We start from the raw sequence: 16,560 nt of genomic DNA, 5'->3' as shown, positions 1-16,560 counted from the left end.
TTCGCTACTCCTGGTATTCGCTCGCGACCGCCGCCTGCCGCGCCGGTTGCGCCAGCATCGAACGGTCGAACATCGCCCCCATGGCCACCACGATCTTGCGCGGCCCGGTATAGGGATCGCGCGCATGGGCGGCCAGCATGTTGTCCAGCATCACCACGTCGCCGCGCTGCCAGGGGAAGCGCACCGCGCACGCCTCGTAGGCCCGCCCCAGCACGGCCATGGCGTCGTCGGGAATGGCGGACCCATCGCCGAAGAACACCTGGCGCGGCATGCGGCGCGGGCCCACCATGGCCAGCAGGTCGGTCCGCACGTCCGGATCCAGGCAGGCCACGTGATGCAGCTGCACCTGGTTGAAGAAAGCGCGATCGCCCGATACCGGATGGCGGATCACCGCCGCGCAGCGGTGGCGGGTCTGCAGCGTCTCTTCATCCAGCCACTCGAACCCGGCGCCAGAGGCCATCAGCCGCCGTTCCACTTCCCGCCGGTCACCGGTCTTGTAGAAATCGCGCCAACTGACGTCCAGGCGCGGCGTGAACGTGCGCACATACAGCAACTCCTTGCGCTCGAACTCGTCCACCAGCGCCGGCGGCAGGACGCGCAGCATCTCGCGGCAATCCACGATGGGCGTGGCGCCCCCCGCCACGGCGGGCAGCTCGCAGAAAAACCATTGCTTGCGCGGCCAGCGGTCCAGGTGGGAACTCTCGTTGTGATACAGGATCATTTCCTGTTCGGGATAAGGCGTGGACCGGTAGATGTTGCGGCCGCCCTCTTTCTTGGGCAGATCGCCGTACTGGCCATACAGGCCCGGCTCGATGGCCTCCGCGAAGGCCTCGAATTCGCGCGGCGTCTGCAGGGGAAAGCCGCGCAGCAGCAGGCCGGCATGCCGCAGCAGCAGCGACTCGATCTCGTCGCGATGCTCGCGGGCCCATTGCACGGCGTCCAGCCCGGCACCTTCGTTGCGCACCACCAAGGGGAAGGAGCGTGCCGACCCCGGCAGCAGGTCGTGCACCACGCGCGGCGCGGCAAGGGCCGCCGCGGTGGGCGCGGCCACGGATCCGGGCGCCCTGCGGGCCGCGTGCAACGCCCGCAGTTGGTCCAGCTTGGCGGACGGCCTGGCCGGCGCCGGCGTGGCCCTCTCTTCGACCGCGCGGTACACCAGCGCATCCACCGGCACGCCCGCATCCTGCGCCACGCGGACCAATCCGGCCCGCCAGGCGCTGGCCAGTGCCTGGATGCCCGAGGACGAATAATGCGCGCGGCGGTATACCCAGTCCGCGCGCAAGCCATCTTCCGATTCGCTCACGAACACCGCCAGATCGAACTTGCCGCGTTCGGCGGCGCTGTCGACCACCTCGACGGTCAGGCCCGGCGGGTCGAAACGCGCCTGGGGCAGGTTCTGCATGACGAACAGGACCTGGACCAGCGGCGCCTGCCCACGCTGGCGCCGCACCCGGCCCGCCTCGACGATCTGGTCGAACGGCAGGTCGGCGTGTTCCAACGCATCCAGCAGGCCGGCATGCACCGCTTTCAGCCAATCGCCGAAAACCTGGCCCGGCGTCCGCCGCAGGCGTATCGGCAACACGTTGACGAAGAAGCCCACCAACGGTTCCAGCCGTTCATGCGTACGGCCGGCCGAATCGGTGCCGATCACCACGTCGTCCTGTCCGGCGCTGCCTTGCAGCACGGGCGCGAAGGCCGCCAGCAGCACGGCGAACAACGAAGCGCCCCGCGCCTGCCCCGCCTCTCGCAGCAGGCGCGCGGTCGAGGCGTCCAGGTCGACCCGCGCCTGGCCCACTTCGGACGGGTCCGCAGCGGGACTGTCCGGCAGGACGGCCGGCCTCGACAACGCGGGAGCATCCTGCAGCGTACGCGACCAGAAGCCCGCCAGCGCATCGTGGCGCGAGCGGACGCGGTCGCACTGCCACGCCGCGTAATCGGGATACTGGATGGCCAGGACGGGCCATTGCGGCGCACGCTGTTCCAGCCGCGCGCGATAGCCGGCCACCAGGTCCCGGACGAACACGGCCTGTGACCATCCGTCGAACACGATGTGATGCACGCACAGGAACAACAGATGGCTGTCCTGCCCCAGCCGGGCGATCGCCGCGCGCGCCAGCGGTCCCTCGGCCAGGTCGAAGGGCTGCGCCGCGCGCGCGCGCATCGCCTGCTCGGCGGCGGCGCGCCGCGCGGGCTCGGGCACCTGGGACACATCCACCCATTCCAGGGTCAGCGGCGCCTCGGCCAGGACGGATGCCCCGACCTCGCCGTCATCGGACTCCACGAATACGGTGCGCAGCGCCTCGTGCCGCGCCATGACCGCGTCCAGCGCGAACTGCATCGCGGCCAGGTCCATCCGCCCGTTGCAGACCAGCATGGCCGTCATGTTGTAGGCGGCGCGTTGCGCCAGGGCGGCGCGCGGCGCCAGCCTGTCGGCCAGCCATAGCCGCTGCTGCACGGGCGCCACCGGCAAGGGCTCCCCGCGCGGCACCGGGCGCGGCGCCGGCTCCGTCGCGGCGCTGCCTTGTTGCAAGGCCTGCGCCATGCGCCACAGCACCGGCTGGTCGAACACGGCGCGCAGCGGCAGTTCGACCTTCAGGGCCGCGCGAACCCGCGACACCAGCTGGATGGCCAGCAGGGAATGCCCGCCGAGCTCGAAGAAATTGTCGTCACGGCTGACCGTCGCCAGATCCAGCACGTCGGCCCAGGCCTGCGCCAGCGCCCGCTCGGTGGCGTCCCGCGGCGGTTGCGCGGCGGCCGCCGCGCGCTGGGGCTCGGGCAAGGCCCGGCGATCCAGCTTGCCGTTGGCATTGCGCGGCAGACGATCGAGTGCCACCCACAACTGCGGCACCATGTATTCCGGCAGGACCGCACGCAGATGCGCCGTCGCGGCCTGCTGGCAAGCGGCCAGCGCCGACGGGCCGCCTTGCGGCACGACATAGGCCACCAGTTGGCGGTCGCCGCGCGGCCCCGGCCGGGCCGCCACCGCCGCTTCGTCCACTCCTGGCGCGCGGCGCAACTGCGCCTCGATTTCGCCCAGTTCGATGCGGTGGCCGCGGATCTTGACCTGGTCATCGCGCCGGCCGGCGTACTCCAGCACGCCGTCGGCGCGGCTGCGCGCCAGGTCTCCCGTCCGGTACATGCGCGCGCCGGGCGCATCGGCATGCGGATCCGCCACGAAGCGTTCCGCGCTCAGCCCGGGACGCCCCGCATAACCACGGCCCACGCCGCTGCCGGCCACGTACAACTCGCCCACCACGCCCGCCGGGACGCACTGCAGGTCCGCGTCCAGCACCATCAGGCGCGTGTTGGGAACGGGGCGGCCGATCGGCAGCATGGGAATGTCCTCCAGCGCATCCGCCTGGACCCGATGCATCGACACGTCATCCGCGCATTCGGCGGGACCGTAGGCGTTGAGCAGCGGCACCGACGGATAGCGGCCGAACCAGTCCTGCGCCAGCCTGGTGCTGGAAGCCTCGCCCGTGGGCAGCATCCAGCGCAGCGCCGGCAGGTCGGCGGCGTCGGCGGCCAACATGGCGCCGATGACGGCCGGCACGGACTGCAGCACCGTCACGCCGCGTTCGCGCACCGCGCGCGCCAGCGCGGCCGGATCCCGCGCGACCTCGTCGCCGATGATCTCGACGCGCGCGCCGCACAGCGCCGCCGTCAGGAACTGCCATACCGAAATATCGAAACTGGGCGACGCGGTCTGCGCGACCGCATCCTCTTCGGTCAAGGCCAGCAGGGGCAGCTTGCTCAACTGATTGTTCAGCATGCCCCGCTGCGTGACGACCACCCCCTTGGGCTGTCCCGTCGACCCCGAGGTGTAGATCACATAGGCGGCCTGGTCCGGATGCGAGGGCAGGCGCAGGTCCGTATCGGCGCCGCCCCGCACGACGGCATCGAAGCGCAGCAACGCCATGCCGTCCTCGTCGGCCTGGCGGACAACCTCGTCCAGCGCCCGGGCCTGGCGTGGCGTCATCAACAAGGCGTGGGCGCCGCTGCCGCGCAGCGCCGCGGCCATCCGCCGCGGCGGCAGCGCCGGATCCAGCGACAGGAACGCCCCGCCCGCCTTCGCCACGCCCAGCATCATCGTCAGCAGCGCCGTTCCGCGCTCTCCCACCAATCCCACCACGGTGTCGGCGGCCACGCCCGCCTCGCGCAGCGCGTGCGCCACCCGGTTGGCGTCGCGATTCAACTGCGCATAGGTCAGCGAACCGTCGTCGTCGCGCGCGGCGATGCGCTGCGGATGGCGCTTCGCCTGCGCCTCGAAGCGGCTCGCGTAGCCGCCCTCTCCATATTCCAGGGCGTCACCGCGCAGGATGGCCTGGCCGCGCCACGAGGCGCCCAGGTCCAGGTCGCCCAGCCTGGCCTGCGGATCGCCGGCCAGGCAGGCCACCGCCTGCCGCAACAGGGCCAGCAGGCGATCGACGTCGGCGGCGTCGAAGCGATCGACGTCATAGGACAGGCGAACCAGCATCCGCGTACCGGGCACCACGATGACCGTCATCGGGTAATTGGTATGGGTATGGTTGTCGCCGATATCGATGCGCAGGCCGGAGATGTTCAGGTGCACGCTGCCGTCCAGCGGCGCGTTCTCGAACACGAACAGGCTGTCGAACAGCGGCGTGCCGCGCGGCAGGGCGGCCAGTTGCTGGATCTCGGCCAGCGACAGGTGCTCGTGTTCGCGCATGGCCGCATTGCTCTGCAGCAGCGACTGCAGCCACTGCCCGACCGTGGTGCCGGGGGACGGCATGCGCAGCCGCAACGGGATCGAATTGATGAACAGGCCGATGGTCTCCTGGATGCCTTCCAGCTCCAGCGGCCTGCCCGCCGACGTCACCCCGAAGGTCACCTCGTCGGTGGCGCCGAACCGTGCCAGGATCAGTGCCCAGGCCGCCTGGAACAGCGTGTTGACCGTCACCCGGGACTGTTGCGCGGCGCGCTGGAAGCCCGCGGTCTGCCGCTCGTCGAACTGCAGTACGCCCTCGCGCACGGCGGACACGGCCGCGCCGCTCTTGCCGCGCATCCACGGGATCGGCGTCGCCGTGTCCAGGCCGCGCAGCGCATCGCTCCAGAAACGCAGCGCCGCCGCCCTGTCCTGGCCGCGCAGCCAGTCGATGAAATCGCGGTACGGGCGCTTGCGCGTCGTGCGCGGCGTGCGGCCCGTGCGATAGGCGTCGTAGTGCTCGAAGAAGTCGATCAGCATGATCGAGCGGCACCAGGCGTCCATCATGATGTGATGGAAACTCTGCACCAGGTGGAAGCTGCCATCGGCCAGCTTGACCAGGCGCTCGCGCATCAACGAGGCCCGGCGCAGGTCGATGCCCTGCTCGCGTTCTTCGCGCAGCTCGCGCTCCAGGCGCGCCATCGCCTCTTCTTCGGCGACGCCGCTCCAGTCACGGTAATCGACCACGCTGGGCACGCGGCGGTACACGATCTGCAGCGGCTCGCCCTCGTCTTCCCAGGCCAGCGCGGTGCGCAGCGCCGGATGCAGGGCCACGACCGCGTCCCACGCACGCGTGAAGGCCGGCACGTCGATACCCACGCCGAAGCGGTAATGGTCCTGCACGACGTACATGCCGGAGCCCGGATTCATCAGCGAATGCAGCAGGAGGCCGTGCTGCATCGGCGCCAGCGGATAGATGTCCTCCACCTCGGCGGCATTCAGGCCCAGCGCCCGGATACGCTGGGCGGCCCGGTCCGTGGCGGGCCGCGGCGCGGCGGCGGGCGGCGGCGAAGCCGCGCTGCCACGCGCTGCCTCTCGCGCCGCCTGGGTGGCGGGCGCGGACGCCGGCACGCAGCCGCCGGCCTTGGCGGCCGCCTCGTCCAGCAGCGCGGCAACCCGTGCCACGGTCTGGTGCGCGAGCAATTGCTTGGGCAGCAGGGCCAGCCCCTGCTTGCGGGCCCGGGCCACCACCTGCAGGGCCAGGATGGAGTCGCCGCCCAATTCGAAGAAGTTCTGGTGCCGGCCGATGCCGTCGCGGTTAAGCACCGTGCTCCACACCGCGGCCAGGGTGGCCTCGGTGCCGGCGCGCGGCGTGTCGCCGTCGCCGGCGTCACCTTCGACGGCGGGCTCGGGCAAGGCCCGCGCATCCACCTTGCCGTTGGGCGTCAACGGCATCGCGGCCAACACCACGATCGCGGACGGCACCATGGCGTCGGGCACCCGCGCGGCCAGCGCGTCGCGCAGTTGGCGGGCATCCAGCGCCACCCCCGCCTGCGGCACCACATAGGCCAGCAGTTGCGCCCGGCCGTCCGGCCCGTTGCGCACCACCGCATGCGCCTGGGCCACGCCGGGCTCGGCAAGCAGGCTGCCGGCGACCTCGCCCAGCTCGATCCGGTAGCCGCGCACCTTGACCTGGCCATCGGTGCGGCCCAGGAAGACCAGGCTACCGTCGGCCAGCATGCGCGCCCGGTCGCCCGTTCGGTACAGGCGGGAGCCCGTGCCAAAAGGGTCGGCCACGAACCGTTCGGCGGTGGCGCCGGGCCGGCCACCATACCCCTGGGCCAGGCCCGGCCCGCCCAGGTAGAGTTCGCCCGGCAGGCCGGCGGGCAGCGGGTTCAGATCCGCGTCCAGCACCCAGGCCCGCGCGCCCGGCAACGGCGCGCCCAGCGGCAGGCTGGGCACGTCGCGCTGCGCGCTTGCCGCTTCCTGCGTCAGGATGCCCACCGTGGTCTCGGTGGGACCATAGTGATTCATCACCCGCAAGTCCGGCCGCAACTGGGCCACGCGTCCCAGCAGGGCCCAGCCCGTGGCCTCTCCGCCCAGCACCAGGCGGCGGCGCGGCAGCACGCCCGCGGCATCGGCGGCCGCCAGCAGCGCCTGCAGATGGCTGGGCACGATCTTCAGCACGTCCACCTCGTGCTCGCGCATGTAGGCCGCGAAACCGTCCGGATCGAACGCCAGCTCCGTCGGCATCATGTGCAGGGCCCGTCCCGCGCACAGGGCGCCGAACAGCATGGTGTGGCCGAGGTCCGCGGCCACGGTCGAAGCCATCGCCATGCCGCGCGCGTCCTCGGGCAGGTCCATGCGCGCCAGCACGCCGGCCACGTAGGCCGCGAGCGCGCCCCGGCTGATCACCACGGGCTTGGGCTGCCCGGTCGAACCCGAGGTGAAGATGACATAGGCGGGTTGCGCCGGATGTACCGGCGCGGGCGTCCATTCGACCGCCCGCGCGGTCCCGTCCGCCGGCGGCAAGGGCAGCACCCGCGCCTGCCCGGCCCACGCCGCCACGGCGACCGCGTCGTCGGCGGACACCACCAGGCGCGCGCCGCTGGCCTGCACCTGATAGGCCAGCCGCGCGGCGGGCAGCGCCGGATCGAGCGGCACATACACGCCGCCCGCACGCAGCACGGCCAGCATCGCCGCCACCAGGCCCGCCGAGCGCGGCGCGTGCACGCCGACCGCCACCCCGGCCGCCACGCCGTGCTGGCGCAGTTCGCGCGCCAGCGCCGCGCTCGCGGCCCGCAGACCGGCCTGCGTCAATGTGCCGTCGGCGCCTGCCACACCCGTGGCGCCGGGCGCCCGCTCCACCCATCCCAGCCATGCGTCGATGACATCGGGCGCCTGCGCGGAGGCGTCCGCCGGCATGGCCCGCGCGGCGCTTCGCACCGGGTGCGATGCCGCTCCAAGCGGTTCGGCGCCATCCCGCACCGCGCGCGCCAGCGCCTGCACATAGACCTCGCGCAAAGCCTGGATCGTGGCGGCGTCGAACAGCTCCGACGCGTAGGCGAAGTAGCCGCGCACGTCATCGCCATGGTCCGTGAAATCGAACGTCAGGTCGAAGTGCGCGCGTCCGCCGGACAGGGCCTCCAGCTCCATCGACAGCTCGCCGCGCCGCCGCGCGGCAGGCAACGGTGGCAATTCCGCGCATTTCACCTGGAACAGCGGATGCATGCCGGTCGTGCGGGCCGGCGCCAGGGCCTCGACCAAGGCGTCGAACGGCAGGTCCTTGTGCTCCTGCGCCTGCAGCACGGCGTCCCGCGTCGCGGCCAGCAGGGCGTCGAAGCCGGCCGCCGGATCGACGCGCAGCGCCAGCACCACGAGGTTCACAAGATGGCCGACCATCCCGCGCGTTTCGCTGCGGTCGCGGCCCGCCAGCGGCGTGCCCACCCGCACGTCCGCCTGGCCGCCGCACCGGTACAGCGTCCACGCCAACACGGCGACCATATAGATGTAGAGCGAGACGCCATGGCGGCGGGCCGCCGCGCGGACCTCCCCGGCCATGCCCGCCGGCAATGCCAGCGGTACGCGCGCCTCGGCATGCGAAATGGCGGCATCCCGAGGACGATCCGGCGCCAGCGCCTGCTGGCCTGTTTCCGCCGCCAGCCGCTGGCGCCAGTACGCCATCTGGCGGTCGCTTTCGCCCGCCTGCATCCACGTCCGCTGCCAGGCGGCGTAATCGGCATACTGGATATCCAGGGCATCGCGCGCCGGCGCCCGCCCTGCCCTGGCGTTCTCGTACCGCTCGCCAAGTTCCTCGATCAGGATCTGGATGGACAGGCCATCGGCGATGATGTGGTGCAGCACCAGGCACAATGCGTGCGTGCGCGGGTCGACCCGGGCAAGCGCCACGCGCAGCGCGGGCTCGGCATCCAGGGCGAAGGGCGTCACGGCATGCTGCCGCGCCCATGGCCGCACCTGATCCAGGTCCATCTGCTCGGGCTCCAGCGGCACGGGCCGGGCCGGCGCCACCACCTGGCACGGTTCCGCTCCATTGCCCGCGGCGAAATGCGTGCGCAAGGTTTCATGCCGCTGCACGAGTTGGGCCAGCGCGGCCCGCAGGGCCGGCAGGTCCAGCGGCCCACGCAGCCACAGGATGCCGGGCAGGTTGTAGGCGGGACTGGCGGGATCCAGTTGCCACGTCAACCATAGCGCACGCTGTGCGTACGACAGCGGCAAGGTCCGGTCGCGCGGACTGCCCACGATGGGCAGCTCCGCGAAGCTCAATCCATTGGCGCGCAGCCGTTCCAGGAACGTGCGTTGCGCCGCCGCGTCCAGGCGTGCGAAACGCTGCGCCAGTTCGGTGCCTACTCGCTCAGACATGCGTCATCCTTCCAGTTCGTCCAGCAGGGAGGCCAGCTCCGACAGGCGCCGGGCCTTTGCGTCGGGCGCGTCGAAGGGGGCCGGGTCCAGCGTGGCCGCCATCTCGCGCAAGGTCTGGTGATCGAAGAAGCTGCGGATAGGGATCTCGCAGCCATACCGTTCCGCGACCACCGCCTTGACGCGTATGGCCAGCAGCGAATGACCGCCTATCTCGAAGAAGTTGTCGTCCCGGCCCACGCTGTCCAGGCCCAGCGCCTGGCTCCACACCTGGGCCAGCGCCTGCTCGACGGCGCCTCGCGGGGATTCGGACGCCGGGGGCCGCCCCGCCACCTCGGGCTCGGGCAGGCCTCGGTAGTCGAGCTTGCCGCTGGGCGTGCGCGGCAAGGCATCCACCAGCGCGTAATGGCCGGGCACCATGTACTCGGGCAAGCGTTCGGCCAGCCGGGCGCGCATGCGCGCGGGCAACACCGCCAGCCTTTGCGCGCGCAGGGGATCGCTGGCCAGCACGCGCCCATCGCGCGGCGGCGGCGCCATCGCCGCGCGGGGCGCGCCCGGCCGCGCGAACTCGATGTCGTAGCCGCCCAGGGGATCGGCATCGCGCCATTCGGCGCATGCCTCGTAGCCGAGCTTTTCGGCCAGCCCCCGCAACGCGTCCGGCTCGATGCCGGCGGTCTCGATGTCCAGGATCTGCGCGCGCAGCGTCCCCGCGGTGATCTCTGCCCGCGAGGCATCCTGCAAGGCCCGCCACACGGCCGCGTCGCGCGACAGCCTGGCATTGGGAACGCCCGTCACGCGCAGCGGTGCCTGCGGCTGCTGGCTCAACAGCGCCTCGACATCCGCCGCCCCCGCCGCCAACGTGTCCCAGCGCACCACGCGAGCGTCCCGCGCCTGGCCCAGCGCATCCGCGGGCCCCAGGGCCACGTCGTAGCGGTACCGGGTCAGCTCGTTGTCGTCGCCGCCGTGCTTGAGCATCACGCGCGCCGCGCCCAGCCCCAGGCGGGCGGCGGCCTCGTGGAAATAGGCAGGATCCACGGCCAGCTCTTTCTCGCGTTCGACGGCACGCTCGACCCGCAGGCGCAACTGGCGCAAGGGCGTGTCGGGATCGGCCTTGTGCAGCAGCACCGTGGCATGGAACAAAGGCAGGTGCGCCGGATGCCGGAGGTCGCCGATGAACATGCGTCCCCCGGGCGCCAGCGTTGCCGACGCATTGCGCAACACCTCGTCCAGGTAGGCCAGTCCGGGAAAATACTGGGCCACCGAGTTCAGCACCATCACGTCATGCGGACCCGCCGGCACGTCGGTCGCCTGGGCCTGCGTCAGTTGCACGTGCGCCAGGCCGGGCCGCGTGGCCAGCCACTGGCGCAAGTCGGCCACCGCCCGGGGCGACAGGTCCGTGCCCACGTATCGTTCAGCGCCCGCCGCCAGGTGCTGGACCAGCAGGCCCACGCCGCAGCCCAATTCCAGAATGCGCCGCCCGTCCAGGGCGCGTATCCGCGCAACGGTGTCGTCGAGCCAGCGCCGCATCTCGGCCTCGGGAATCGGCGCGTCCGTATAGCTGCTGTTCCAGCCCCGGAAGCTCGGCGCCACGTCGGTGTTTTCGTACGTGCCGTCGAACACGGTTTCCCACTGGGAGACCAATGCCTGCGACGGCGCCTCGTCCTGCGCGAGGCCGGAAAGACCGGCAGCGGGCACCACATAGGCCACCAGGCGGCCCTGCCCATCGGGGCCGCTGCGCAGCGACACCGCCGCATCGGCCACGCCAGGGCATGCGCGCAGCAGGGTCTCGATCTCGCCGGGCTCGATCCGGAAACCGCGCAACTTCAACTGTTGGTCGATACGGCCCAGGTACTCCGTTTCCCCATCGGCGCGCCGGCGTGCCATGTCGCCGGTGCGATACAGGCGCGCGCCGTCACCGGCGAAAGGATCCGCCAGGAAGCGTTGCGCGGTCAGGCCGGGCCGGTTCAGATAGCCGCGTGCCACGCCGGGGCCGGACACATAAAGCTCGCCGGCGATGTCCACCGGCGCCGCACGCAGCGCCGTGTCCAGCACATGCAGGCGCAGGTCGCCGATGGCATGCCCGATGGGACTGCGCCCGCCGTCCACGTCGGCACGCAGAATACGCCGATGGGTGACGTGCACGGTGGTTTCCGTGATGCCATACATGTTGACCAGCGCGGGGCGCTGATCGCCGTAGCGTTCCACCCATGGACGCAGGCTGGCCACGTCCAGCGCCTCGCCGCCGAACACCACCAGGCGCAGGGACTGCAGCGCCCCCGCCTGGGCCAGCGGGGTCTGGATCAGCGAACGGAAGGCCGACGGCGTCTGGTTGAGCACCGTCACCGCGTGATCGCGCAGCAGGACGGCGAAGTCCTCGGGCGAGCGGCTGATGGCGTGATCGACCGAGACCAGTTGCCCGCCAAGGCACAGCGCGCCGAAGATCTCCCATACGGAAAAGTCGAAGGCATACGAGTGGAACAGCGTCCATACGTCGTTCTCGCCCAACCGCATGCCGCCGCGCGTGGCATCCAGGAGGCGGGCCACGTTGTGGTGCGTCACGCCCACGCCCTTGGGCTGCCCCGTGGAGCCGGACGTGTAGATCACGTAGGCCAGCGCCTGGGCCGGCAGGTCGAGCGCGAGATCGCCGTCGTCGTCCGCCGCCTCGGCCAGCGATGACAGCGTCCATACCGCCCGGCCCGGCGCCAGGTCGGCGGCTGCCGCCTCGTGCGACCCGTCCACCACCAATCCGGCCAGGCCGCCATCGGCGGCCATATAGGCAAGGCGATCGGCCGGATAAGCCGGATCCAGCGGAACATAGGCCGCGCCGGCCTTCAGGATGCCCAGCAGGGCCACCACCAGATCGGGACCGCGCGGCATCATCAGCCCCACGCGATCCTGGGCGCCAACGCCCTGCGCGCGCAGCGCATGCGCCACCCGGTTGGCGCGAGCGTTCAACTGGCCGCGCGTCAGCGCCACGCCGCCGCCCGACAGGGCCGGCGCCTGACCGTCGCGCGCGGCCCATTGTTCGATGCGCCGATGCAGCAACGGTTCGGCATCGGGCAAGGGCGCCGCGTCCGCCGCCGCTTGCGGGGGTGCCTCGATCAGGCGGATGGGCTCCTGCAGCGCCACATCCTCGACACGCGCATCGGCCTGCTCGGCGAAGGCGCGCAGCATGCACAGGTAGTACGCCGCCAGCCTCTCGATGGTGCCGGCATCGAACAGGCCGGGGGCATAGGTCAGGCGCATCCGGATGTCCCCGGGCCCATGCTCCATGGTGTCCAGCGCCAGCTCGAAGCGCGCCGCCTGGTCGCCGTGCGCCAGCTCCTGCAGCGCCAGTCCCGGCAGCGCGCGCAACCGGCCGTCGTCCAGCGCCTGGTGGTTCATCAGCACGCGGAACAGCGGGCTATGGTCGGGATCCCGCCCCGGCTGCAGGGCCTCGACCAGCATCTCGAAAGGCAGGTCCGCGTGGGCCTGCGCCCCGAGCACGGTCTCGCGTGCCTGGCGCAGCACCTCGGCCAGCGCCATGCGGCCATCGATGTCGGCGCGCAGCACCTGGAGATTGACGAAAAAGCCGACGATGCCCGCGACCTCGGGCTGGGCCCGGTTGTTGTTCGTGGTGCCCACCCGTATGTCGGATTGCCCGGTATAACGGAACAGCAGCGCCTGGAAGGCCGCCAGCAGCACCATGAACGTCGAGGACGAGGCGTGGCGCGCCGCCCGCTGCAGGGCCTGGGCGTCCCGGCCGGCCAGCGCGAAGGCATGCACGGCGGCCGTGCCTTGCAGCGCCCCCGCGCGGCGCGGACGGTCCGTGGGCAGCTCCAGGACAGGATGCTCCTGGCCCAACCGGGCACGCCACCAGGCCAACTGGCGTTGCGCTTCGCCCTGGGCCAGGCGGTCGCGCTGCCACACGGCATAGTCCGCATACTGCAGCGTGGACGGCGGCGCGGCATCCTGCGTCCCCCGCACCCGCGCCGTGTAGCCACGCGCGAAGTCATCGCACAGCACCTGCATGGACCAGCCGTCCGCCGCGATGTGATGCACGGTGAGGGCCAGCACATGGCAGCCCTCTCCTTCGTCGATCACGCAGGCACGCATCATGGGACCGGCCGCCAGATCGAACGGCGCCTGGTGCGTGTCGTACAGCGCCCGTTCGCGGCGGGCCGCGCGGGCCTGGACGGGCAGGCTCGCGAGGTCCACCACCGATATCTGCGTCATGGCGCGGGGCAGTACGCGCTGGCAGACCGCGCCGGCCGCGTCGGTCAGGTAGACGGTGCGCAGCGCCTCGTGCCGCGCCACGAGGCCTTCCAGCGCGGCGCGCACCGCCGCGACGTCGAGCCGCCCCTTCAGGTGCAGCGCGCAAGAAATGTGATACGCCGTGCTGGCGGGATCCATGTGCCACAGGAACCACAGCCGTTGCTGGGCGTGCGACAGCGGCAGCAGACCCTCGCGGACCTCGGGCGCCAGCCTCGGAACCGGCTGCGCGGCGGCTTGCGGGTTCGCCTGCCGCGCGCGCACCTGGCCCACCGCCTGCGACAGGCGGGGATGCTCGTACACCAGCCGCACCGGATAGTCCACGGCCCAGCAGGCGCCGATGCGCGCAGCCAGTTGCACGGCGGCCATCGAGCTGCCGCCCAGCGCGAAGAAATCCGGATCGCCCGCCAGCGCGTCCCAGGGCCGCTTCAACACCTGCGCCCAGATCGCCTTCATGCCCACGGCCAGGGGATCGCTGTCCCATTGGAGAGCCGCCTCATCCATCGGGCCGCCGGCCGCCGCGTCCTGATCGCGCAGGACGGACCACGCATCGAGCGTGCCGTCCCGCAGCGCCGCCTCGCAGGCGCGCCGCTGCAGCTTGCCGCTGGACGTCTTGGGCAGGCCGCCCGGATTCAACAGCACCACCACGCCGGGCACTTCGGCGCATGCCTCGGCCACGGCCGCCGAGACCGCGGCGCCGATCTGCTGCGCCGTGGCGCGCTTCTGCGTGCCGCGGCCGATCTCCGCCGCGATGCCGATCGCTTCGCTCCCGTCGTCGCGGGGGCAGGCAAACGCCGCCACGCGGCCCTTGCGCACGGCCTCGACGCGCTCCTCGACCGCGCGTTCGATGTCCTGCGGATACAGGTTCTGGCCACGCACGATGATGAGATCCTTCAGCCGGCCCGTGACGTACAGCTCGCCGTCCTTCAGAAAGCCCAGGTCTCCGGTGCGCAGCCAATGGCCACCCTCGCCCGCCACGAAAGTCTCGGCGCTGGCTTGCGGGTCATTCCAGTACCCACGCGAAATGCTGCCGCCCTGCACCCGGATCTCGCCCACCCTGCCCTCCGGCACCGCCACGCCGGTGGCCGGATCGATGACCGCCAGCCTGTGCAACGGCGCGGCGAAACCGCACGAGACCTGCGGGTGACCGTCCGCCCGTTCGCGGGCCAGGCCACCCGCCAGCGCCTCGGGATCGCAGCGTGTGGCACGCAGGCCCGCGCCGCGCCGGCCGCCGGTGACCAGCAGGGTCGCCTCGGCCAGTCCATAGCACGGATACAACGCCCCGGCGTCGAATCCCGCCGGCTGGAACGCGCCGGCGAACGCCTCCAGCGTGTCGTGCCGCACCGGTTCGGCGCCGCAGAACGCGACGCGCCAGCTCGACAGGTCCAGCCCGCTGTCGCCCGGGACGATCCGCTCGGTGCACAGGCGATAGGAGAAATCCGGGCCGCCGCTGATCGTGCCGCGGTAGCGCGAAATCGCCTGCAGCCAGCGCACCGGGCGCTCGAAGAAGAAGCGCGGCGACATCAGCACCACGGGAATGCCGCGGTACAGCGGCTGCAGCAGGCCGCCGATCAGGCCCATGTCGTGATACAGCGGCAGCCAGGAGACGAACACGTCGTCGGCGCCCACCGACAGCGAAGCCTCGATGGCAGCCTCGTTGGCCATCAGGTTGCCGTGCGTGACGATCACGCCCTTGGGCTGCGAGGTCGAACCGGAGGTGTATTGCAGGAAGGCGATGTCGTCGGCGCCCGGCAGCCGGCACGCCTGCATTGCGGTACTCACGGCGGAACCCGCGGTCAGGATGGGCACGCGCACCACTCCCGCCAACGCCTGCCGCACGTCATCCAGGCAGGCATCGGACGTCAGCACGCAGGCGGGATCGCAGGCCCGCGCGATGGCGACCACGCGCGCGGCCAGTTGAGGGCGCGAGGCTTGGGGAGGATAGGCGGGCACGGCCACCAGGCCCGCATACAGGCATGCCAGGAACCCCACGACGTAGTGATCGTCGTTGTCCAGCATCAGCAGTACGCGGTCTCCCAGGCGGCCGCATTCGCGCAGCCCGGCGGCCAGCGACCGTGCGCGGGAATGCAGCGCTTCATAGCTGATGCGCAGGTCCGCCTCGGGGCCCCCGTCGCTGCCGACCACCACCAGCGCCGTATCGTCCGGCCTGTGCGCCGCATGCTCGCACAGGCGCGCCACGATGCTGTCCGTCACGCCGGTATCGCCATTCATCGATTTCATCTCGCGTCCTGTTCCAACAGGGCGGGCTCGCTCAACCCGGCCGATTCTCCGTGGGCATGCGCCATCGCCACCACGACCTTGCGGGCTCCGCGATAGGGATCCCGGGCATGCGCGACCAGCATGTTGTCCAGCATCAGTACGTCGCCCTGCTGCCATTCGAAGCGCACGGTTTCCGCGTCCAGCACGGCGCGCACTTCATCCAGCACCTCGTCCTCGATCGGCGAGCCGTCCGCGTAATAGGCATTGCGCGGCAGGTTCTCGACACCCAGCAAGGCCTCCAGCGACTCGCGCACCTCGGGCATGAGGTTGGAGACGTGGAACAGGTGGGCCTGGTTGAACCACACGGACTCGCCCGTCCAGGGATGGACCGCGACGCCCTGGCAGAGCTGGTCCGTGCGCAGGCCGCCGTCGGGCAGCCATTCGCACGCGATGCCGGACGCGGCGCAGTAACGCTGCACCTCGGCCCGGTCATCCGTGTTGAACACCTGCTGCCACGGCACGTCGAAGTCGCCGTAGTTGCGCACATAGCGAACACCCGGCTCGAAGCGCCGCCGCAAAGACTGCGGCATGCGGCGGTATATCGCGCGGCTGTCGGCGATCGGCGTGGCTCCGCCCTGCTCGGCCGCCGTGACGCAATGGAACCAGATGCGCATCGGCCATTCCGTGGTGTAGGCCTGCTCGTTGTGCAGGGGGATGTATTGGTGCGCGGGATATTCGGTAGAGGTGTAGACCCCGGAGGCCGACACGGCGCTGCGCGGCGTCGACCCGAACTCGTACTTCAGCAGCGGATGCCCGAACGACGAGGCGAACGCCTCGAACGCCTGCACGTCCGGCACCGCGAAACCGCGCAGCAGCACCGCGCCCTGCGCCAGCAACGCCGTATCGATGTCGTCGCGCAGGCGCGGCAGGCTGCCGGCCAGCGACTCACCCGGCAACGCTGGCGCGATCAGCGCGGGCAGCGACGAACCATCCGGCGCGGTTCGTACGAAACGCGCAATCTCGATGCTCATGATTCCTCCGTGGCC

At 71.5% G+C, this 16,560-nt stretch carries 3 protein-coding genes; all 3 read right to left on the bottom strand.

Going from position 1 to position 16,560, the window contains the following annotated elements; translation table 11 throughout:
• Nucleotides 1–4: 4 nt before the first annotated feature.
• Genes A6745_RS25680 through A6745_RS25670 form a run of 3 tightly spaced genes read right to left on the bottom strand, consistent with a single transcriptional unit; the run spans nt 5 to nt 16,545 of the window.
• The gene (locus tag A6745_RS25680) at nt 5–9,046 is read right to left on the bottom strand and encodes a non-ribosomal peptide synthetase (protein ID WP_082853297.1); all 9,042 of its coding nucleotides are present in this window, start codon (nt 9,044–9,046) and stop codon (nt 5–7) included.
• A gap of 3 nt (nt 9,047–9,049) precedes the next feature.
• Nucleotides 9,050–15,535: a non-ribosomal peptide synthetase gene (locus A6745_RS25675; protein WP_066133823.1), complete on the bottom strand. Its 6,486-nt coding sequence runs from the start codon at nt 15,533–15,535 to the stop codon at nt 9,050–9,052.
• Complete coding sequence (locus tag A6745_RS25670; protein ID WP_066133820.1) at nt 15,532–16,545, bottom strand: TauD/TfdA family dioxygenase; 1,014 nt, start codon at nt 16,543–16,545, stop codon at nt 15,532–15,534. Before A6745_RS25670 ends, A6745_RS25675 begins: the two co-directional genes overlap by 4 nt.
• Between the last annotated feature and the right edge of the window lie 15 nt (nt 16,546–16,560).

The organism is Bordetella ansorpii, assembly GCF_900078705.1.
Taxonomy (GTDB): Bacteria; Pseudomonadota; Gammaproteobacteria; order Burkholderiales; family Burkholderiaceae_B; genus Bordetella; species Bordetella ansorpii_A.
This window is presented reverse-complemented; position numbering and strand designations above follow the sequence as displayed.

Coding starts and splice junctions, on each gene's coding strand:
- A6745_RS25680 (WP_082853297.1), bottom strand. CDS start 9,046: ATGTCTGAGCGAGTAGGCACCGAACTGGCGCAGCGTTTCGCACGCCTG.
- A6745_RS25675 (WP_066133823.1), bottom strand. CDS start 15,535: ATGAAATCGATGAATGGCGATACCGGCGTGACGGACAGCATCGTGGCG.
- A6745_RS25670 (WP_066133820.1), bottom strand. CDS start 16,545: ATGAGCATCGAGATTGCGCGTTTCGTACGAACCGCGCCGGATGGTTCG.